Annotated in this window: 17 protein-coding genes; 8 read left to right on the top strand and 9 right to left on the bottom strand. The window is 69.1% G+C overall.

Annotated elements, in window-relative coordinates; all coding sequences use genetic code 11:
- Window position 1: 1 nt before the first annotated feature.
- Complete coding sequence (locus tag NL114_RS07685; RefSeq protein ID WP_254824202.1) at window positions 2–1,210, top strand: cation:proton antiporter; 1,209 nt, start codon at window positions 2–4, stop codon at window positions 1,208–1,210.
- A 33-nt stretch (window positions 1,211–1,243) separates the two neighbouring features.
- Window positions 1,244–1,744, top strand: coding sequence for a hypothetical protein (locus NL114_RS07680; protein ID WP_254824201.1), 501 nt, complete (start codon window positions 1,244–1,246; stop codon window positions 1,742–1,744).
- A gap of 1 nt (window position 1,745) precedes the next feature.
- On the opposite strand, the gene NL114_RS07675 is transcribed toward NL114_RS07680, so the two are convergent.
- The 3 genes from NL114_RS07675 to NL114_RS07665 are packed head-to-tail and all read right to left on the bottom strand — an operon-like array spanning window position 1,746 to window position 5,140.
- Entirely contained in the window at window positions 1,746–2,438 is a 693-nt protein-coding gene (locus NL114_RS07675) for a diacylglycerol/polyprenol kinase family protein (RefSeq protein ID WP_254824200.1), read from the bottom strand.
- Window positions 2,439–2,442: 4 nt separating this feature from the next.
- Window positions 2,443–4,284: a glycine--tRNA ligase gene (gene glyS, locus NL114_RS07670; protein ID WP_350355405.1), complete on the bottom strand. Its 1,842-nt coding sequence runs from the start codon at window positions 4,282–4,284 to the stop codon at window positions 2,443–2,445.
- Window positions 4,277–5,140, bottom strand: a complete 864-nt coding sequence (locus NL114_RS07665; RefSeq protein ID WP_254824199.1) for a CBS domain-containing protein — start codon at window positions 5,138–5,140, stop codon at window positions 4,277–4,279. The genes glyS and NL114_RS07665 overlap by 8 nt, the downstream gene beginning before the upstream one ends.
- Before the next feature lie 296 nt (window positions 5,141–5,436).
- On the opposite strand from NL114_RS07665, the gene NL114_RS07660 reads away from it, so the two are divergent.
- Window positions 5,437–6,054, top strand: a complete 618-nt coding sequence (locus NL114_RS07660; protein ID WP_254824198.1) for a protein sorting system archaetidylserine decarboxylase — start codon at window positions 5,437–5,439, stop codon at window positions 6,052–6,054.
- A gap of 78 nt (window positions 6,055–6,132) precedes the next feature.
- On the opposite strand, the gene NL114_RS07655 is transcribed toward NL114_RS07660, so the two are convergent.
- From NL114_RS07655 to NL114_RS07635, 5 genes are all read right to left on the bottom strand, one after another.
- The gene (locus NL114_RS07655; protein WP_254824197.1) at window positions 6,133–6,876 is read right to left on the bottom strand and encodes a DNA polymerase sliding clamp; all 744 of its coding nucleotides are present in this window, start codon (window positions 6,874–6,876) and stop codon (window positions 6,133–6,135) included.
- A 75-nt stretch (window positions 6,877–6,951) separates the two neighbouring features.
- Window positions 6,952–8,127 (bottom strand): sensor histidine kinase, encoded by a 1,176-nt coding sequence (locus tag NL114_RS07650; RefSeq protein WP_254824196.1) that lies wholly within the window; start codon window positions 8,125–8,127, stop codon window positions 6,952–6,954.
- Between the two features lie 2 nt (window positions 8,128–8,129).
- Window positions 8,130–8,576, bottom strand: coding sequence for a response regulator (locus NL114_RS07645; protein WP_254824195.1), 447 nt, complete (start codon window positions 8,574–8,576; stop codon window positions 8,130–8,132).
- On the bottom strand, window positions 8,573–10,870 hold the full coding sequence (locus tag NL114_RS07640) for a PAS domain S-box protein (RefSeq protein ID WP_254824194.1): 2,298 nt from the start codon (window positions 10,868–10,870) through the stop codon (window positions 8,573–8,575). The genes NL114_RS07645 and NL114_RS07640 overlap by 4 nt, the downstream gene beginning before the upstream one ends.
- A 195-nt stretch (window positions 10,871–11,065) precedes the next feature.
- A complete protein-coding gene (locus tag NL114_RS07635) occupies window positions 11,066–12,871 on the bottom strand; it encodes a twin-arginine translocation signal domain-containing protein (RefSeq protein WP_254824193.1) in 1,806 nt (601 codons plus the stop codon).
- A 186-nt stretch (window positions 12,872–13,057) separates the two neighbouring features.
- Between NL114_RS07635 and NL114_RS07630 the strand changes: the two genes are divergently transcribed.
- The 3 genes from NL114_RS07630 to NL114_RS07620 all read left to right on the top strand — a co-directional run bounded on the left by NL114_RS07630 (window position 13,058) and on the right by NL114_RS07620 (window position 17,373).
- Entirely contained in the window at window positions 13,058–13,807 is a 750-nt protein-coding gene (locus tag NL114_RS07630; RefSeq protein WP_254824192.1) for a helix-turn-helix domain-containing protein, read from the top strand.
- Between the two features lie 83 nt (window positions 13,808–13,890).
- Complete coding sequence (locus NL114_RS07625) at window positions 13,891–16,293, top strand: heavy metal translocating P-type ATPase (protein ID WP_254824191.1); 2,403 nt, start codon at window positions 13,891–13,893, stop codon at window positions 16,291–16,293.
- A 237-nt stretch (window positions 16,294–16,530) separates the two neighbouring features.
- Window positions 16,531–17,373, top strand: a complete 843-nt coding sequence (locus tag NL114_RS07620) for a 23S rRNA (uridine(2552)-2'-O)-methyltransferase (protein ID WP_254824190.1) — start codon at window positions 16,531–16,533, stop codon at window positions 17,371–17,373.
- Here the strand turns inward: NL114_RS07620 and NL114_RS07615 are convergent, their stop codons facing one another.
- Window positions 17,374–17,562: a ribbon-helix-helix domain-containing protein gene (locus NL114_RS07615; protein WP_254824189.1), complete on the bottom strand. Its 189-nt coding sequence runs from the start codon at window positions 17,560–17,562 to the stop codon at window positions 17,374–17,376.
- Window positions 17,563–17,646: 84 nt separating this feature from the next.
- Between NL114_RS07615 and NL114_RS07610 the strand changes: the two genes are divergently transcribed.
- Both NL114_RS07610 and NL114_RS07605 read left to right on the top strand, forming a co-directional pair.
- A complete protein-coding gene (locus NL114_RS07610; protein WP_254824188.1) occupies window positions 17,647–17,922 on the top strand; it encodes a hypothetical protein in 276 nt (91 codons plus the stop codon).
- The gene (locus tag NL114_RS07605; RefSeq protein WP_254824187.1) at window positions 17,919–18,350 is read left to right on the top strand and encodes a type II toxin-antitoxin system VapC family toxin; all 432 of its coding nucleotides are present in this window, start codon (window positions 17,919–17,921) and stop codon (window positions 18,348–18,350) included. Before NL114_RS07610 ends, NL114_RS07605 begins: the two co-directional genes overlap by 4 nt.
- The last annotated feature ends 88 nt before the right edge of the window (window positions 18,351–18,438 follow it).

Raw genomic sequence — 18,438 nt, 5'->3', positions numbered from 1 at the left:
CGTGGCCGCGACGGAGTCGCTCCTGCTGGCCGCGGGCGTCGTCTTCGCGACGCTGGCTATCGGCGGCGCGATAGCGACCCGCCTCGACCAGTCGGTCATTCCGGCGTACATCGTCGCCGGCGTCCTCGTCGGGCCGAACGCACCCAGCGTGGCGGGCCAGTCGCTCACGCTCGTCCAGCAACAGGAGTTCATCACGCTGTTGCAGGAACTCGGTATCGTCCTCCTGCTGTTCTTCATCGGGCTGGAGTTCGACCTCTCGAGTCTGCTCCGGCGGCGCGAGGCCGTCACACGAGCCGCCGGCGTGGACCTCCTGCTGAACGCCGGCGCGGGGTTCGCGCTGGGCTACGTCTTCGGCTTCGGCCTCGTCGAGAGCGTCCTGCTCGCCGGCGCGACCTACATCTCATCCTCGGCCATCATCACGAAGTCGCTCATCGAACTCGGGTGGATCGCCGACCCCGAAGCCGAGGCCATCCTCGGCGTCCTCATCGCCGAGGACCTCGTCATCGCGGTCTACCTCGCGCTCCTCACGGCGGTCGCGCTCTCCGGCGGTACCCTCGCGAGCGCGCTCGTCCCCCTCGGCATCAGCGTCGCGGTCATCGCGGCGCTCGTCGCGCTCGCGACCGTCGGGACGCCGCTGGTCGCGCGGGCGCTCGACACGAACGCGGACGAGCTGTTCCTCCTCAGAATCGTCGCGGCCGTCACCGTCGTCGCCGGCGTCGCACTCGCGCTGGGCGTGAGCGAGGCCGTCGCCGCGTTCTTCCTCGGGGCCGCGGTCGGCGGAACCGAGCACGCCCACCGCGTCGAGCGCGTCATCACCTCCGAGCGGGACCTCTACGCGGCGGTCTTCTTCTTCGCCATCGGGCTCGGCACGGACCCCGGGACGCTGGGCGCGGTGGCGGTGCCGCTCGCAGCGCTCGTGGCCGTGACCGCGGTCACGAAACTCGTCTCGGGCTACCTCGGCGCGGCCGCCTACGGCCTGGCCGAGCGCCGCCGCGTGCGGATGGCGCTGGCGATGGTCGCACGCGGCGAGTTCTCGCTCGTGCTGGCGGCGCTCGCCGTGACCGCGGGGCTGGACCCGCAACTGACGGCGCTCATCGTCGGCTACGTCCTCGCGATGAGCATCCTCGGGACGGTGCTGATGCGGTCCTCCGGGCACGTGGAGGCGCTGGTCGCGCGATTGCGCGGCGGAGCGGGCGCCGCCCCGACCTGAAGGCACTTGTCGGCGGCCGGACGACGGCCGGCCGTGCGACGACGCGAGATGCTGGCGGCCGCCGGCGCGACCGTGGCGGCCGGACTGGCAGGCTGTCTCGGCCTCGGCCCCTGCGCGAGTGCCCCCGACGAACCGCGACGCCTGGACACGACCGTCCGGAACGAGCGACGGGTGACGCTCTCGCACGACGGCTGCCCGACGCTCCGTGACCCCGCGCCTCACTACACGACTGTCGAGAACCAGCGGACGGAACCGGTCACGGTGGCCGTCGACATCGACCGACGCGACGGCGGGGCGCTGTTCCGCGGGACGTTCCGTCTCCGGACCGACGCGACGGTCACCGTCGAGCGCCCGGAGCCGGCAGCGTACGCCGTCACCGCCCGGGTGCCAGCACTGGACTGGCACGGGCGCTACACGGCGACGCCCGACAGCTACGACTGCAACGAGTATTGGCAGGAGGTCACAATCGACACGAGCGGGGTCGAAAGCAGGGAACTCGCGACGACGATGGGCTGCGAGACGGGACCGTTCTGACTCAGCCCAGCGCCGGCAGCAGGCCCGTCAGTTCCAGCCCGACCGTCATCGCGACCGCGGCCGCGGGCGGGATGGTGAGGTTGTCGTCGAGGACGTAGCCGCGGACGGTGGGCTTGACGCCGTCGGCGAGCGCGGTCGCCAGGCCGCTCAGCACCGCCGCGATCGCGGGAACGAAGAAGCTCGCGATGCCGGTCGCGATGCCGAACGTCGCCAGCAGGACGTACCCCTGCTTCACGTCGCGCAGCTCACCCGAACCCAGCAGCCCGGAGACGGGGTCGGCGATGGCGAGTGCCAGCACGGCCGGGATGGCCACGCGGGGCTGGAAGAGGAGAACGACGACGGTGAAGCTCACCACGTACAGCGCGTACGCTGCGACGTTGTCCTGCTCGTACTCGCGGGTGAGTCGGTCGTAGATGGCGAGGTCGAGGCGGCCCGAGAGCCGCCCGACCTCCAGCAGCGCCGCCAGCATCGACCCACCCAGCAGGACGAGCCCGAGCTGGCGCCAGGTGAACACCCCGAGCAGGTAGCTCGCGGGGGCGAGCGCACCCGTGACGTGGACCAGCCGGCGCTCGACCTCGGGGTGGCGGAGCCGCGAGAAGCGGCCGCCGTCCGCGTCGGCACCGGCATCGGCGTCGGCCGATGCTCTCCCGTCCGCACCGCCCCCGCCTCCGTCGGCGCCGGCGGTGTCTGGCATCGTCCTACAGGTCCGCGATGTCGGTGCTCCCGGTCCGGAGCGCGGTCAGCGTGACGGGTAACTCCTCGATGTCGACGCGGGCCTGCTCGGTGGAGTCGCGCTCCCGGACGGTGACGGTGTCGTCCTCCAGCGATTCGTAGTCGACCGTGACGCAGTACGGCGTGCCGACCTCGTCCTGGCGGCGGTAGCGCCGGCCGATGTTGCCCGAGTCGTCGTACGCGACGGCGAAGCCCGCCTGCCGGAGGTCAGCCTCCACCTCGCGGGCGCGCTCCCCGAGGCCGTCCTTGTCCATCAGCGGGAAGACGCCGACGGTCGTCGGCGCCACCTCGGGCGGCAGGTCGAGGAACGCGCGCTCCTCGCCGTCCACGAGGTCGCGGTCGTACGCGTGCGTGAGGACCGTGTAGACGATGCGGCCGATACCGAACGACGGCTCGACGACGTGGGGCGTGATGTGCTCGCCCGACTCGGTCACCTCCTCGCGAGCGAAGTTCGTGTGCTCGACATCGACCTCGTAGGACTCGCCGTCGGCCTCCACCTCGACGACCTCGCCGTCGAAGGCGTCGGGGTCGCGCTCGACGAGGTCGTTGAGCGCCTCCTGCACGGCGCCGGCGTCGCCGCCGAACTCCGGCCCCAGCACCGACATGTCGGGGTCGACGGTGGCGCGCTCGACCGTCTTCGGCTCGTCGTACTGCTTGAACAGCGTGAACTCCTCGTCCGAGTGGGCGCCGTGCTTCGAGAGGTCGTAGTCCGAGCGGTAGGCGAATCCCGTGATCTCGACCCAGTCGCCGCCGAGTTCCGCCTCGGCGTCCCAGCAGTCCGCGGCGTAGTGGGCGAGCTCGCCCGAGAGGTGCTGGCGGTACCGGAACCGGTCCATGTCGACGCCGACCCGCTCGTACCAGTCACGGGCGAGGCCGAGGTAGTAGGCGACCCAGTCGGAGGCGACGATGTTCTCGTCGACGGCCTCCTGCACCGTGCAGGTGACGTACTTTCCGTCGGACGAGTCCGACGACGTTCGGCTCGCTTCGCTCGCCTCACCGCCGTCGTCGGCCTCCTGCTCGTCGGCCGGGTAGAGCGTGAGTTCGACATCGGCGACCCGGTGGAGGGGCGGTTCGTCCTCGTCGGGGTCGACGAAGTGCTCCAGCTCGGCCTGTGTGAACTCCCGCACGCGGACGAGCGCGCGGCGCGGCGAGATCTCGTTGCGCCACGCGGTGCCGACCTGCGCCACGCCGAAGGGGAGCTGGTTCCGGGCGTACTGCTTGAGCTGCGGGAACTCCACGAAGATGCCCTGGGCCGTCTCCGGGCGGAGGTAGCCCGGCTGGGAGCTGCCGGGGCCGATGTTCGTCTCGAACATCAGGTTGAACTCCTCGACGGGCACGTCGGTCAGCGACGCACCACAGGTCGTGCAGTCGAGGTCGTACTCCGCGATGAGCGCCTCGACCTCGGGGATGGGGAGGGACTCGGCCTCCTCGATACGGGTCGCGTCCTCGACGAGGTGGTCGGCCCGGTGGTTGGTGCCACACTCCGGGCACTCGATTATCATGTCGTCGAAGCCGTCGAGGTGGCCCGACGCCTCGAAGACGGGCTCGGGCATCACGTCGGGCGCGGATATCTCCATGTGGCCCTCCTGGGTCACGAACAGGTCGCGCCAGGCGTCCTCGACGTTGCGCTTCAGCGCGGCGCCCTCCGGGCCGTAGGTGTAGAAGCCGGCGACACCGCCGTAGGCCCGCGATGCCGGGAAGAAGAACCCCCGGCGCTTCGCGAGCTCGGCGACGGTCTCCAGCTCCTCGTCGGCCGGAATCGGCTCGAGCGCCTCCGCGTCCGCATCCGCATCCATGTCCTCACTCATCCTCGATCACCGCGGCGAGCAGGTCGATGTCGCGGAGGATGCCGACCATGTCGTCGGCCGTCATCAGCGGGAGCTGTTCGATGTCGTTGGAGATCATGAGCTGGGCGGCATCCTGTGCGGTCCGCTTGCGCGTGACCGTCACGAGGTCCCCGCTCATGAACCGGTGAGCCGGCTCGGCCGGAATCTCGACGTTCCGGGTCGGCAGGTAGCGGTTGCCGGTCGCCTTGATGCCCTCCCACTTCCAGTCGTCGTCCTCGTCGGCCAGGGATTCGCCGGTCTCGGCCTCGCCCTCCTCGACGCGGGCCACCTCGATGATGTCGACCTCCGTCAGCATCCCCTCGGGTTCGCCCTCGTCGTCGAGCACGACCGCGTAGGGCACGTCGGCGTAGTCGAGTTCGGCCTGCACGACCGGGAGCGGCGTCTCGCGGTAGACCGTGTTGACGGCGTGGGTCGACAGCGGGCCGACCTCGACGTCCGTACCGGCGATCTCGCCGTTGGCCAGCGCCCGGATGACATCGGTCACGGTGACGATCCCGGCGAGGTGGTCGTTGTCGACCACGGGGACGCGGTTGTGGCCGCTCTCGCGGACGAGCCGCGCCACGTCGGCCAGCGAGGCGTCGCTCGTCACGGTCGGGACCTCCTCGGCGAGCAGCGCGAGCTGGTCCTCGTCGGGCCGTTCGATGAGCGCCTCGCGGGTGACGAGGCCGCGGAACTCCTCGCCGTCGTCGGTCTCCTTCACGACGGGAATCGAGGAGAAGGCGCCGCCCTGCAGGTATTCGAGGGCGTCCTCACGGGTACCGGGGATGGACACCGTCACCACCTCCTCGCGGGGCGTCATGGCGTCTGCGACGTTCATACGGGCCGCACACGGGCCGCGTACTAAGGCCTTGCAGTATCCCGACAGCGGTCCACACGACCGGCGCGTGACCCCAGGCAGCGCGGTCCCCGAGGGAGGAGGCCCCTCGTTTCGAGTCCAGATGCCGACCTGTCCGGTCACGTATGATGCACACAGCGACAGGTAGCTCCCCGGTAGCCGCGAATCGACGGCTACCGTGTCATAATTTCACGACCCCAATCCGCATCTCCACCGGAAGCGGAGGGGTTCGCGGGCGCGGGCGGAACGGTGATGTGCCCGACCGCCCCAGCCCCGCTATGCGCATCGCACCCGGCGCCGGTCGCTACGCCGTCGCCGCCGCGCTCGCGGGCCTCACGACCGCCCGATGGCTGGGACGCCGCGCGGCCGTCGCGCTCGGCCTCCTGCTGGCGGGAGCCGTCCTCGCATTCCACCGCGACCCCGAACGCACACCGCCCGGTAGCGGGGCTGTCGCGCCCGCCGACGGGGTGGTGTCGGTCGTCCGCACGGAGGAACACGACGGCGACGCCCGTGTCCGCGTGGGCATCTACATGAACGCCGCGAACGTCCACGTCAACCGCGCGCCGCTCGCGGGGCGTGTCGAGGCGGTCGAGCATATCGACGGCGGCCACCGGCTCGCGTTCTCGAAGGAGTCCGAACACAACGAGCGCGTCCACGTCGACATGGCGCGCGAGACGGGTGACTACCGCGTGACCCTCATCGCGGGCGCGTTCGCCCGGCGCATCCACCCCTACGTCGAGGCCGGGCAGGAACTCGAGCGCGGCGACCGCATCGGCCACATCTCCTTCGGCTCGCGGGCCGACGTGCTGTTTCCCGCGGGCGTGACCGAGGCGGACGTACTGGTCGAAACTGGGGAGGAAACGCGAGCGGGCGAGACACAGCTGGTGGACCTGTAGCGAGGCGATGCCCCGATACCGGCAGGATATATCGGGAGTTCCAGAGTTTCTCGGATAATTTCGGACTTTCCGAACCAATCAGTCGCTCTGGATACGGGGTGCTAACATGTACGTTATTTTACCTTTCCCTTCCGCGATATCGAAGTGCATCTTGACGGGGAACTCCTCGCCCAGCTCCATCCGGACCTCCGCGTCCTTCGGGATGGCCTTGTTCATGTCCTTCAGATAATCGAGCGAGAACAGCGAGCGGGCCTCGCCGGCCTCCAGCGAGATGAGGTCGTCGCGGGTAAGCGTGAGGTGGACGTCGTCGGTGTCGCCCTCGGCCTCGACGTAGAAGGTGTCCTCGTCGACATCGACGCCGAGCGCGATGTGGTCGGAGACCATGTCGGCGGCCTTGACCGCGCGGTCGATGTCCTTGCCCTCGACGACGATCTCGGCCGGGAGGTCCAGGTCCGGGAGGTCGGGCTCCTGGCGGATGGAGTCGGGGTCGATGAGCGCGAGCGTGCCCTCCAGGCCCTCGATCTGGATGTGGAGCTTGCGGGTCTCCTCGTCGAGTTCGAGCTGGACGAGCTGGCCCGAGTCCGCCATGCCGACGAACTCCTCCAGCCGCGCGAGGTTGACACCGATGATGCCGCCGTCGGTCTCGTAGGACTCGAAGGCGTCCGCGTCGAGCGAGAGGTCCACCATGCCGACGTTCGCCGGGTCCACCGCGCGGATGGCCAGCCCGTCCTCGTTGAGGTTGATCTTGCACTCGTCGACGAGCACGCTGACGGAGTCGAGCGCGGACTCCAGCGTGTCCGCGCTCACGATGGCCTTGAACATGCGGCGGGATTCGGCGTCCCCCGATAAAAAGTCACCCCTACGCGTGCGCGGGCGCGAGTTCGGGAAAACGGGCGCTCACCCGCCGCCGTGACCACCGGCGTTCCGCCGGAGTTCCGTCAACGTGTTCGAGAGCCCGGCGACCTCGAAGCGGGCGCCACCCGAGTCGCTCTCAACGGCACGGACCTCCCAGCCGTGGTCCTCTGCGACGTTGCGGACGATGGTGAGTCCGAAGCGGGGGTCGGCGCCACCGGTCGAGCCGTGTTCGAACAGGTCGCCGCGCTCCTCGGGCGGGATGCCGGGGCCGTCGTCGGCCACGTAGAAGCCGTCCTCGTCGGGCAGCGGCCCGACCTCGACGGTGATGTCCTCGCCGCCGTGTTCGATGGCGTTGCGGAACAGCTGATCGAACAGCGACCGGATGCGGTCCGGGTTCGCCGCGATGGTCGGCAGTCCGTCGGCCGTCTCCAGCGTCGCCCCGGGCGTCGCGGCCGCCGCCCAGCGCTCGGCGGCCGTCGTCTCGAAGTCGACGGGAGCGACGCCGTCCGCGGTGCTCAGCGAGGTGAGCCGGTGGAGCTTGTCGACGAGCGTCCCGATGCGGTCGACGGCGTCGTCGATCTCGGCCAGCGCGTCCGCCGGGTCGGCATCGCCGTCGCGGGCGAGCTGGACGTACCCCGAGGCGATGCTCAACGGGTTCCGCAGTTCGTGGGAGATGAGCTCGGCGAACTCGCCCAGACGCTCGGTGCGCAGCTCCAGTTGCTTCTCGCGGGCCTTCCGCTCGACGGCGTACCGGACCGCCCGCGCCAGCATCGGCCCCTCGATATGCTCGTTCTTGTTGAGGTAGTCCTGGGCACCGGCACGGATGGCCTCGACGGCGACCTCCTCGTTCTGGAGCCCCGTCAGGACGACGACCGGGACGGTGGGGTACGCGTCGAGCACCCGTTCGGCCGTCTCGAGGCCGGTACTCTCCGGGAGTCCCAGGTCCAGCAGGACGACGTCGAACCGGTCGGTCGAGAGGCGGTCCAGTGCCGCCGTGAGGGTCTCGACGTGCGTGAGCGAGAGCTCCGTCCCGAGTTCGTCGCCGGAGACGCGGTCGAGATGTGTCTCGATGAGCGCCGCGTCTCCGGGGTTGTCCTCGACCAGCAGTACCTGCAGCGACCGCCCGCCGAACGCGACCGGGGCGACCGCCTCCTCGGTGGACGCGTCGGCGTCGGTCGCGGCCGGGCCCGTCATCTCGGGGTCGGGGTGTCCACTCATGGTCAGTCGGGTGGGAACTCCACGACGGATATCCAGAACCCCTCGACCCGGCTCACGACATCCAGGAACCCCTGGAAGTCGACCGGCTTCGTGAGGTAGGCGTTCGCGTGCTCGTTGTACGTCTTTATCATGTCCTCCTCGGCGTCCGAGCTGGTGAGGATGACGACCGGGATGCGCTTGAGGTCGTCGTCGTGCTTGATCTCGGTCAGCACCTCCTCGCCGCTCTTGCGCGGCAGGTTCAGGTCGAGCAACACCATATCCGGGCGGTCGGCGTCCGCGTACTCACCCTCCTGGCGGAGGTACTCCATCGCCGACACCCCGTCGTTGACGACGTGGAGGTTGTTGACGAGGCCGGCGTCCTCGAACGCCTTCCGGGTGAGCTGGACGTCGCCGGGGTTGTCCTCGACCAGCAGGATCTCGATGGGGTTCCCCTCCTCGCCGGGCGTCATCGCGGGACTCCTCCGTTCCCACCGGGCTGTTTCGCGAGCGTGAGCCGGACCGTCGTCCCCGCCCCGGCTTCGGACTCGACCCAGATGCGGCCGCCGTGGTTCTCGACGATGCGCTTGCAGATGGCCAGCCCGATGCCGCTGCCACCCTCATCGGTGCCGGCGCCGCGCATGAAGATGTCGAAGATACGGTCCTGCTCCGCCTCGGGGATGCCGACGCCCTCGTCCTCGACGGCGAACTCCCAGCGGTCGTCGTGCTCTGTCGCGGCGACGTGGACCCGCGGGGGCTCGTCGCCGGCGTAGCTGATGGCGTTGTCCAGCAGGTTCTGGAACAGCTGGCGGAGCTGGTGGTCGTCCACCGCGAGCGTCGGGAGGTCGTCGTGGGTGATGGTGGCGTCGGACTCGTCGATGGCGACGGTGAGGTTGTCCCGGGCCTCCTGAAGGACGGCTTCGACCGACTGAGGCTCGAACTCCTCCTCGCGCGTCTGGACCCGCGAGAACGCCAGCAGGTCGTCGATCATCTCGCGCATCCGGTCGGCCCCGTCGACAGCGTACTCGATGTACTCGTGGGCGTCCTCGTCCAGCGCGTCCTCGTACTCCAGCTCCAGCAGGTCCAGGTAGCTCGATATCATCCGCAGTGGCTCCTGCAGGTCGTGCGAGGCCACGTAGGCGAACTGCTCCAGCTCCGCGTTGGTTCGCTCCAGTCGGTCGACGGTCCGTTCGAGCTCCTCGGTCTTCTCGGCCAGCTCGCGCTCGCGCTGCTTGAGCTCTCTGATATCCCGCCCCTCGGGGATGAGCAGGACGACCTCGCCGGACTCGTCCGTGACGGGTTTGAGCGAGAAATCGATGGGGACGGTGTCCACGTCGCCGGCCGCGTTGATCTCCATCTCGAAACGGACGAACTCGCCCTCGCGGGCACGCTCGGCCGCGTCGTAGATGCGCTCGCGGTTCGCCTCGGTGATCCAGGCTGCCTCGGCGAGGTGCTTGCCGACCACATCCTCGCGCTCGACGCCCACGAACTCCAGCGCCGTATCGTTCGCCTCGATGAGGGTGCCGTCCGGCTCCATCAGCCCAGTGAACTGGTAGGTCTGGTTGAAGATGGCCTCGAACCGGCGCTCTCGCTCGCGGCGCTCGGTCACGTCGCGGCCGATACCGACGACGCCCAGCACCTCGCCGTCCGGCCCACGCCACTGCCCGGCCTTGAACTCGTACGGGATCTGCTCGCCGTCCTTGGTCCGGAGGTAGCTCTCGATGACGATGGGTTCACCGTCGGCCAGGATGGTGCCGATGGCCTCGCCGACGGGTTCCCGCTCGTCCTCCGGGACGAATTCCAGCGGGCCCATCTCCTCGATCTCCGCGTCGTCGTAGCCGGTCACCTCCGAGAAGTGGTCGTTCCAGCGGACGAAGTTCCCGTCGGCGTCGTAGGCGTAGAAGATGTCCGGGACGGCGCCGAGCATGCTCTCGACGAAGGACCGCTCCTCGCGAAGTTCGCGCTCGCGTTGCTTCAGGTCCGTGATATCCCGGCCCTCGGGCACGATGAGCGCGACCTCGCCCTGCTCGTCGGTGATGGGCTTCAGCGAGAAGTCGATAACCGCGGTGTCCTCGGCGCCCTGAACCTCGAGTTCGTACCGGACGAACTCCCCCTCGCGGGCACGCTCGACATCCTGCCGGACCTGCTCGGGCGTCTCCTCGTCGACCTGGAACCAGTAGGTGTTCCACACCTTCTTGCCGATGACGTCGTCGGGCTCGATGCCGCCGAAGGCTAGTGCCGTGTCGTTGGCCTCGATGAGGGTGCCGTCCGGCTCCATCAGCCCAGTGAACTGGAAGGTGTTGTTGAAGACGGCGTCGAACCGGCGCTCGCGCTCCTTGCGCTCCGTGATGTTCTCGAAGGCCAGCACGATATGTTCGACCTCGCCCTCCTCGTCCAGCATCGGAGTCCCGCTGATGGAGAGCCAGGTGGCGTCGCCGGTCGGCATGTCGATACGGTAGACGCGGTTCCGGACCGGCTCGCCGGTCTCCAGGATGTCGGCGGTGATGCCCTCGTCCTCACCGACGGGCTCGCCGTCCTCGCCGACGGCCGAGAGCGCCGAATCCGTCGTACTCAGGCCGAGGAGTTCGTCCTCCCGGAGCCCCAGCTCCTGCTTCGCTCGGTCGTTGGCGAGGACGACCTTCCGGTCGGCATCCAGGATGGCGATGGGGACGGGGCTGATATCGAGAATCCCCTCCCTGAGCTCCCCCTCCGAGGGGAGCAGCTCGGCCGTCGATTCCCCACCCCCTGTGCGTGTGTCGTTCCCCACAGTACCGGGAGATATGTGTACATCCACCTAAGTGTTCGGCGTGCGGGCGGGTTCACACCGGATGAAGGTCCGGGTGAGAGACCGGAGCGGGCCGTCCCGCCCACAACCGTCCTGTCCACAGCCGTCCTGTCCACAACCGTCCTGTCCACAGCCGTCACGCCCACGATCGGCTCCGGAACGTCGAGGACGGCGCGGTCAGCTGGTCTCGTCCCTGATGCCACCTTCGGCGTTGTTCTCGTAGACGTTGTTGCTCCCGTCGAAGGTCGCGCCCCCCTCGACGACGATGCCCCAGGTGGCACTCTCCGCGAGCCTGGAGTTGGTCAGCGAGAGGCGGGCGCCGTTCTGTACCCAGACGTTCGCCCAGTCGCCACCGCCGCCGTAGGCCACCTCGACGTTGTCGAGGACGTTGTCGGGGTTGTTGGACTCGAACTCGATGGTCTGCCAGTAGCCCGGCGACTGCTCGGCGCCCTCGAAGACGATGGACTCCCCGTCCCCGGCGTCCGCCGAGAGCGCCCCCTCCTGTTTGACGGTGAGCTTCGCGCCCTCGGCGAAGGTGAACCGTGCGCCGGGAGCGACCGAGACGGTCGCGAAGAGCTTGCTGTTGCCCTCGAGGAAGAACGGTGCGTCGGTGGCGGGCCAGGTGGCCTCGCTCTCGAGGTCGACGCCGCTGACCTCGATGCGGTCGGTCCCGTTGTCGCCGGCGTAGGTCGACCCGGCATCGAGCGCGCCGACGAGCGTCGTGGCGATGGACAGCGGCGCCGTCTCGTTCCCGGTGAACGTGTTCGTGGCGAACTCCGGGAACGTGGCACCGTCCTCGGCCACCAGCCCCCACGTGGCGCTGTTGGCGAACGTGCTGTTCGACACGGAGAGCCGCGCGCCGTTCTGTACCCAGACGTTCGCCCAGTCGCCAGCACCCGCGTCACGCACGACCACGTTGTCGAGGACGTTGTCGGGGTTGTTGGACTCGAACTCGATGGTCTGCCAGTAGCCGGGGACCGCCTCGTCGCCCTCGAAGACGACCGGGCGCTCGCTCGTCCCGCTGGCGGCGAGCGCCCCCTCCGATTTGACGGTCAGTTTCCCGCCTTCGGCGAACCGGAACCGTGCGCCGGGGTCGACCGAGACGGTCGCGAAGAGCTTGCTGTTGTCCTCGAGGAAGAACGGTGCGTCGGTGGCGGGCCAGGTGGCCTCGCTCTCGAGGTCGACGCCGCTGACCTCGATGTGGTCGGTCCCGTTGCCGCCGGCGTACAGCGAGACGCTGTCCAGGGCCCCCATGAGCGTCGTGGCGATGGACAGCGGCGCCGTCTCGTTCCCGGTGAACGCGTTCCGCGCGAAATCGAGCGTGGCGCCGTCCTCGGCCACCAGCCCCCACGTGGCGCTGTTAGCGAACCAGGAGTCGGTCACCGAGAGGCGCGCGCCGTTCTGCACCCAGACGTTCGCCCAGTCGCCATCGCCCGCATCATGCACGACCACGTTCGACAGCTCGTTGGGATTGTCGGACTCGAACTCGATGACCTGCCAGTGGCCCGGCACCCGCGAATCACCGTAGAACCAGATGGGGTCGCTGGCACTGCCGCTGGCCACGAGCGTCCCGTCGCCCTTCACGGTCAGCTTCGACCCGGGCTTGCCGACGACCTCGACACCCGGTTCGATGGTCAGCGTCGCCCCGCTGGTGACCTTGATGTTGCTCTCGAGGGCGACCCGCGGACAGTCGCTGGCGTCCCAGGTCGTGTCCGACGTGATGTCCGACTCGATCGGCTCCGGGTCACAGTCCGACGGAGTGAGCGGGGACTTCGTGGCCACGCTGGTAGGGGTCGCGTCGCCGCCGCCGTCGCCCCCACCGTCCCCGCCATCGCCGCCGTCGCCGAGATCCCCGACATCCGTACTACACCCGGCGAGGGCGAGTCCGGCACCGACCGTCGTGGCACCCCTGAGGAACCGGCGTCGGTCGACCGGCGTTCGACTCCCCTCCGCTCCCCCCTCTGCATTGTCATGCAGTCCCATATCACTGCCCAGTGACGGAGGGGTATTCAAACTCTAGGTCGCTGTCTACGGAGGTAACACGGGCGGAAACGGTCGTCCGTGGGCTCGGCTATCACCGGATGGCCCGACAGCGAGGGGGGCGACCCGCATCGACGCGGGGCGGTACCGAGCCCACGTGTTATGCCCTGCGACCGCCTACACATGGCTATGCGTGAACTCGTCTTCGCCCTCGAGTACGAGCCGGGATGCAACAGGGTGGCGGACGCCCTCGCCGACCACCCCGACGCCCGCGTCCGCTCGCTCTCGCTGCACGCCACCGCCGAGCGGCTCTGGCGGGTCGACCACGCCACCGGGACCCCGGACGCGCTCGACGCCATCGAGGACGCCTTCCGCAACAGCGACTACTACGCCGACTGCCTGGCGACCGAGGACTGCGGTGCCACGCAGACCACCCGCGTCCTCGACCGCACGGACGGCGCGCTCGTCCTCTACTCCGACTGGGAGCGCACGCCCACCTGTGCCTCGGTTCCCCACATCGCCCGCGACCACCTCGGCGACGGCGTGCTGTTCGAGACGCGCCACGAGGGGCGCCACTACACGTGGCGGCTCATCCACTCCGGGGAGGGGGACCTGACGGCCTTCTTCGACGATCTGGAGGCGGCCGTCGGGGAGTGCGCCCGGATGGAGATGCTCCGAACCGCGGATACCACGGCATCGGCCGGGGGCAGCGACGGGGCGTCGAGCGGGCTGTCCCCGGAGCAGGAGGCCGCACTCCGGGCGGCCGTCGAACACGGCTACTACGAGTCGCCCCGGGCGGTCGATGTCGGGGAGCTGGCCGAGCATCTCGACGTGCCGCGGTCGACGCTCACCTACCGCCTCCGGCGAGCGGAGGAACACCTGGCGAAACAGCACGTCGCAGGCGAGCGGGGAGCGAGCGAACGGCTGGCATCGCGCTGACGCCCAGAAGCCAGCATCACGCTGCGCCGGGAGTTGGAATATTCCAATAAAGGCCTATCGAACTCCCGCCCCTACCGTGAGGTATGACAGAGACCTCGGATGCAGCGGGGCCGACACCCGATGGCGGACAGCGGCGCGAGCTGACCGCCCGCCTCGCCGTCCCCGAGATGGACTGCCCCTCCTGTGCGGGGAAGGTCGACAAGAGCCTCGGGCGCGTCGACGGCGTGGTCGAGGCCGCGCTCCAGCCGACCACCGGCACGGCCAGGGTCACCTACGACCCCGACCGCACCACCGAGGCCGACATCGTTCGAGCCATCGAGAACGCCGGCTACGAGGTCGTCGGCCGTGGTGATGAGAGCGAAGACACCGACAGCGGTGGGATGGAGATCGCCCCCCCGTCCGAGATCTGGACGAGTTCCCGGGCGGTCAAGACGTGGGTCGGTGCGGTGTTCGTGACGCTCGGCCTCCTCTTCGAGTTCGTCCTCGCCGGGGGGAACGTCGCCGTCGCGAGCGTCCTCGAGTACCCACTGCACGTCGCGGACGTGCTCTTCCTCGTCGCGGTCGTCACCAGCGGTATCCCGGTCGTCCGCAGCGGCTACTACTCCGCGAAGAACCTGAGCCTCGACATCGACCTGCTGATGGGGACGGCCATCATCGCCGCGACCGGCATCGGCTACTTCGTCGAGGCCGCGACGCTGGCGGTGCTGTTCAGCATCGCCGAACTGCTGGAGGAGTACGCGATGGACCGGGCGCGTGACTCACTGCGGGAGCTGATGGAGCTGTCGCCAGACGAGGCGACCGTCCGCCGCGACACCGGGTCGTCGGAGACACCCGGAGCCGACGGCGAGGAGGTGACCGTCCCCGCCGACGAGGTGGAGGTCGGCGAGACGGTCATCGTCCGCCCCGGCGACAAGATCCCGCTCGACGGCACCGTCGTCGAGGGCGGCAGTGCGGTCGACGAGTCCCCCATCACCGGCGAGAGCGTCCCCGTCGACAAGGGCGTCGGCGACGAGGTGTACGCCGGCAGCATCAACGAGGACGGATATCTCGAGTTCGAGACGACCGCGCCCGCCTCGGAATCGACGCTCTCGCAGATCATCGAGATGGTGCAGGGGGCACAGGCGAACAAGACCGAGAAGGAGCAGTTCGTCGACCGGTTCGCGGGCTACTACACGCCGACGGTCGTCGTCCTGGCGATCCTGACCGCCGCCCTCCCGCCGCTGTTCATCAGCGGGGGCGCCACCGTCGGGCTCGCCGGCTTCTCGCACACCTTCAGCGGGAGCTGGCAGACGTGGTTCATCCGTGGGCTCACCCTGCTGGTCATCGCGTGTCCGTGCGCGTTCGTCATCTCCACGCCCGTCTCCGTCGTCTCCGGGATCACCAGCGCCGCGAAGAACGGCGTCCTCATCAAGGGCGGCAACCACCTCGAGGCGATGGGTGATGTCGACGCCATCGCCGTGGACAAGACGGGGACCCTCACCAAGGGTGAACTCGCGGTCACGGACGTGGTGGCGCTCGGTGGTGCGAGCGAGGAGACGGTACTCCGGCACGCGGCCGCGCTCGAACAGCGCAGCGAACACCCCATCGCCGAGGCGATCCTCGCGCGTGCCGACGCGGCGGCGGTCGGCGACCTGCCGGCCATCGAGGCGTTCGAGAGCATCACGGGGAAGGGAATCCGTGCGGCTGTCGGCGACGAGACGTACTACGCGGGCAAGCCGTCCCTGTTCGAGGAGCTGGGCTTCGACCTGTCGCACGCGCACCTCCGTACCGACGGCGGGGCGGTCGCCGAGGTGGCAGACGAGCAGTGCGAGCGCGAGGACTGTGCCGACATCGAGAACGGCGCTGTCGCCCGGTTCGAGGACGAAGGGAAGACGGTCATCCTCGTCGGCACCGAGGACGAACTGGTCGGTGTCATCGCCATCGCCGACGAGGTACGGCCGGGCGCCGAGCGAGCGGTCGCACGGCTGCACGACCTCGGCGTCGCACACGTGGTGATGCTGACCGGCGACAACGAGGGCACCGCCCGCGCCATCGCCGAGCAGGTCGGCGTGGACGAGTACCGGGCCGAGCTGTTGCCGGACGAGAAGGTCGACGCCGTGGCGGAACTGCAGGCCGAGTACGGCGACGTGGCGATGGTCGGCGACGGCATCAACGACGCGCCCGCGCTGGCGACCGCCGATGTCGGCATCGCGATGGGCGCGGCCGGCACGGACACGGCCATCGAGACCGCCGACATCGCGCTGATGGGCGACGACATCGGCAAGCTCCCCTACCTCTACGCGCTCTCGAACAAGGCCAACGGCGTCATCCGGCAGAACATCTGGTCGAGTCTCGGCGTGAAGGCGCTGCTCGCACTCGGCGTGCCGCTGGGCCTGGTGAGCGTCGCGCTGGCGGTCGTGGTCGGGGACATGGGGATGAGCCTCGGCGTGACGGGCAACTCGATGCGGCTCTCGCGGATGGAACCCGACCGGTTCTTCGACGGCTGAAGCCCGGTCCGGCGAACTCGAGGTCGAGACGGTCGTCGTGGCCGCGTGCGGACGCAGCCACAGCCACAAGGGCGCATCCGATGTCCATTTCCGCATCCGCGGCGTCACGACGTGTATGACCGTGGATTCGACGGAACCGAGGAGCCGACTATCACGCTCGGAGGACGGAGAGCGACCAGGGCGATGCACCCGGCATTCCCCCTCCGAGACCGTATCGACGAACACGGAGAGACGTACATGACGGGTCGTGACGAGTACTACAACCGCGCCAAGCAGGAGGGCTACCGCTCGCGGGCGGCCTACAAGCTCCAGCAGCTCGACGAGGAGGCCGACCTCCTCTCGCAGGGCGACATCGTCGTCGACCTGGGCGCGGCGCCGGGTGGCTGGCTGCAGGTCGCGGCCCAGCGCGTCGGCGCGAGCGGCAAGGTCGTCGGCGTCGACCTCCAGAACGTCCGGAACCTCTCCGAGGACGAGGCCGGCAGCGGCGACGGCGCCGCCCACATCGAGACCGTCCGCGGGGACATGACCGAGGCCGACACCCGCGAGCGGGTCCAGGAGATGGTCGACGAGGGCGGCGCCGACACCGTCCTCTCGGACATGGCGCCGAACATGAGCGGGGAGTACGACCTCGACCACGCGCGCTCGGTCCACCTCGCGCGGCAGGCGTTCGAAACCGCACTGACGGTCCTCCCGGCGGGCGGCGACCTCGCCGTGAAGGTGTTCGACGGGCGCGACCTCGACGACCTGAAGGCCGACATCGACGCGGAGTTCGAGTACGTCCGGGAGGTCCGCCCGCCTGCCTCGCGGGACTCGTCCTCGGAGCTCTATCTCGTCGCGAAGAACCGCCTCACAGCGCCCGTCCGGGCCGGCGACGAGGTCGTCGTCGAGGTGACCGACGAGGGCAACGAGGGCGACGGCATCGCCCGCGTCGAGGGGTACACGCTGTTCGTCCCGGGGACCAGCGTGGGCGATGTGGTGCGGGTGCGGGTCGACGAGGTGAAGCCCCGCTTTGGCTTCGCCGAGGTGGTCGACCGTGACCCGGACGAGGCGGCCGAACCCGCCGCCGAGGACGCGAACTGACTACGCTTCCTCTTCCTCGTCGGCCTCCAGCCGCCCGTGTCGGGCGTCGATCTCGTCCAGCACGTCCAGCGTCTTCCGCACGGAGGCGCGGATGGCGTCGCTCCGGTTGACGAACTTCCCGTCGTCGCCGACGTGCTCGTCGAGGTCGTCGAGGAGCTCCTGGGGCATCTCGACGGATATCTTGGGCATGGGACCGATTGCAGCCGCTGGCTCTTGACCCTCCCGACCGCTCCGGTGGAAATGTTTACCAGGTTTCGGATGAAACTCACAGGTATGGCGACGGCCGTCAAGGTGGACGAGGAGGCCAAAGAGCGCCTCGAGGAACTCCAGGCGGAGATTCGACTCCGGACCGGGCAGTCGGTGACCCAGCAGGCACTCCTGACGAGACTCATCGACGACGCGTACGCGTCACGCGCCGAGGTCATCGACTCGTTCCGCGAGTCCACGGTGCCCCTCTCCGAGTCGGAGAAACGGGCGATGCAGGAGGGCCGGTTCGCCTCCGGGGTCGAGACGGATGAGGACGACATCGACGACATTCTCTACGGATGACGGTCATCGTCGACACGGGGGTTCTCTACGCGGACCACGACGAGGACGCCACTCGACACGAGAGTGCCAGCGAGGCCCTCGAAGCCGTCTACGACGGGGAACTCGGCCAGCCCTACGTGAGCGACTACATCTACGACGAGGCCGTCACGCTGACGCTTGCGCGTAGTGGGTCGTTCCCGCCGGCACGGCGACTCGGGGAGCGCCTTCGAGGCGTCGACCCGTACCCACGGGCGTACGAGTTGCTCCAGGTGTCGACCGCGGTCTTCACGGATGCGGTGACGGTGTTCGAGCGGTACGACGACCAGCACCTGAGTTTCACCGACGCGACGACGGTCGCACTCTGTGAGCGCCACGACATCGACGCCGTGCTCAGTTTCGACGACGACTTCGGCGGTATCGTCGACCGACTGGACCCGGAAGCGGTCTGACCCATCATCGGCAAACAATCCAGATAGTTGTGCGATAATACACCAAACAAGGATACAATCGCAGAGCGGAGTGGTTTGATATCCTGTC

The sequence above is a fragment of the Haloglomus halophilum genome, from assembly GCF_024298885.1.
Classification (GTDB): domain Archaea; phylum Halobacteriota; class Halobacteria; order Halobacteriales; family Haloarculaceae; genus Haloglomus; species Haloglomus halophilum.
This window is presented reverse-complemented; position numbering and strand designations above follow the sequence as displayed.

Coding starts and splice junctions, on each gene's coding strand:
- NL114_RS07675 (WP_254824200.1), bottom strand. CDS start 2,438: ATGCCAGACACCGCCGGCGCCGACGGAGGCGGGGGCGGTGCGGACGGG.
- glyS (WP_350355405.1), bottom strand. CDS start 4,284: ATGAGTGAGGACATGGATGCGGATGCGGACGCGGAGGCGCTCGAGCCG.
- NL114_RS07665 (WP_254824199.1), bottom strand. CDS start 5,140: ATGAACGTCGCAGACGCCATGACGCCCCGCGAGGAGGTGGTGACGGTG.
- NL114_RS07660 (WP_254824198.1), top strand. CDS start 5,437: ATGCGCATCGCACCCGGCGCCGGTCGCTACGCCGTCGCCGCCGCGCTC.
- NL114_RS07655 (WP_254824197.1), bottom strand. CDS start 6,876: ATGTTCAAGGCCATCGTGAGCGCGGACACGCTGGAGTCCGCGCTCGAC.
- NL114_RS07650 (WP_254824196.1), bottom strand. CDS start 8,127: ATGAGTGGACACCCCGACCCCGAGATGACGGGCCCGGCCGCGACCGAC.
- NL114_RS07645 (WP_254824195.1), bottom strand. CDS start 8,576: ATGACGCCCGGCGAGGAGGGGAACCCCATCGAGATCCTGCTGGTCGAG.
- NL114_RS07635 (WP_254824193.1), bottom strand. CDS start 12,871: ATGGGACTGCATGACAATGCAGAGGGGGGAGCGGAGGGGAGTCGAACG.
- NL114_RS07630 (WP_254824192.1), top strand. CDS start 13,058: ATGCGTGAACTCGTCTTCGCCCTCGAGTACGAGCCGGGATGCAACAGG.
- NL114_RS07625 (WP_254824191.1), top strand. CDS start 13,891: ATGACAGAGACCTCGGATGCAGCGGGGCCGACACCCGATGGCGGACAG.
- NL114_RS07620 (WP_254824190.1), top strand. CDS start 16,531: ATGACGGGTCGTGACGAGTACTACAACCGCGCCAAGCAGGAGGGCTAC.
- NL114_RS07615 (WP_254824189.1), bottom strand. CDS start 17,562: ATGCCCAAGATATCCGTCGAGATGCCCCAGGAGCTCCTCGACGACCTC.
- NL114_RS07610 (WP_254824188.1), top strand. CDS start 17,647: ATGGCGACGGCCGTCAAGGTGGACGAGGAGGCCAAAGAGCGCCTCGAG.
- NL114_RS07605 (WP_254824187.1), top strand. CDS start 17,919: ATGACGGTCATCGTCGACACGGGGGTTCTCTACGCGGACCACGACGAG.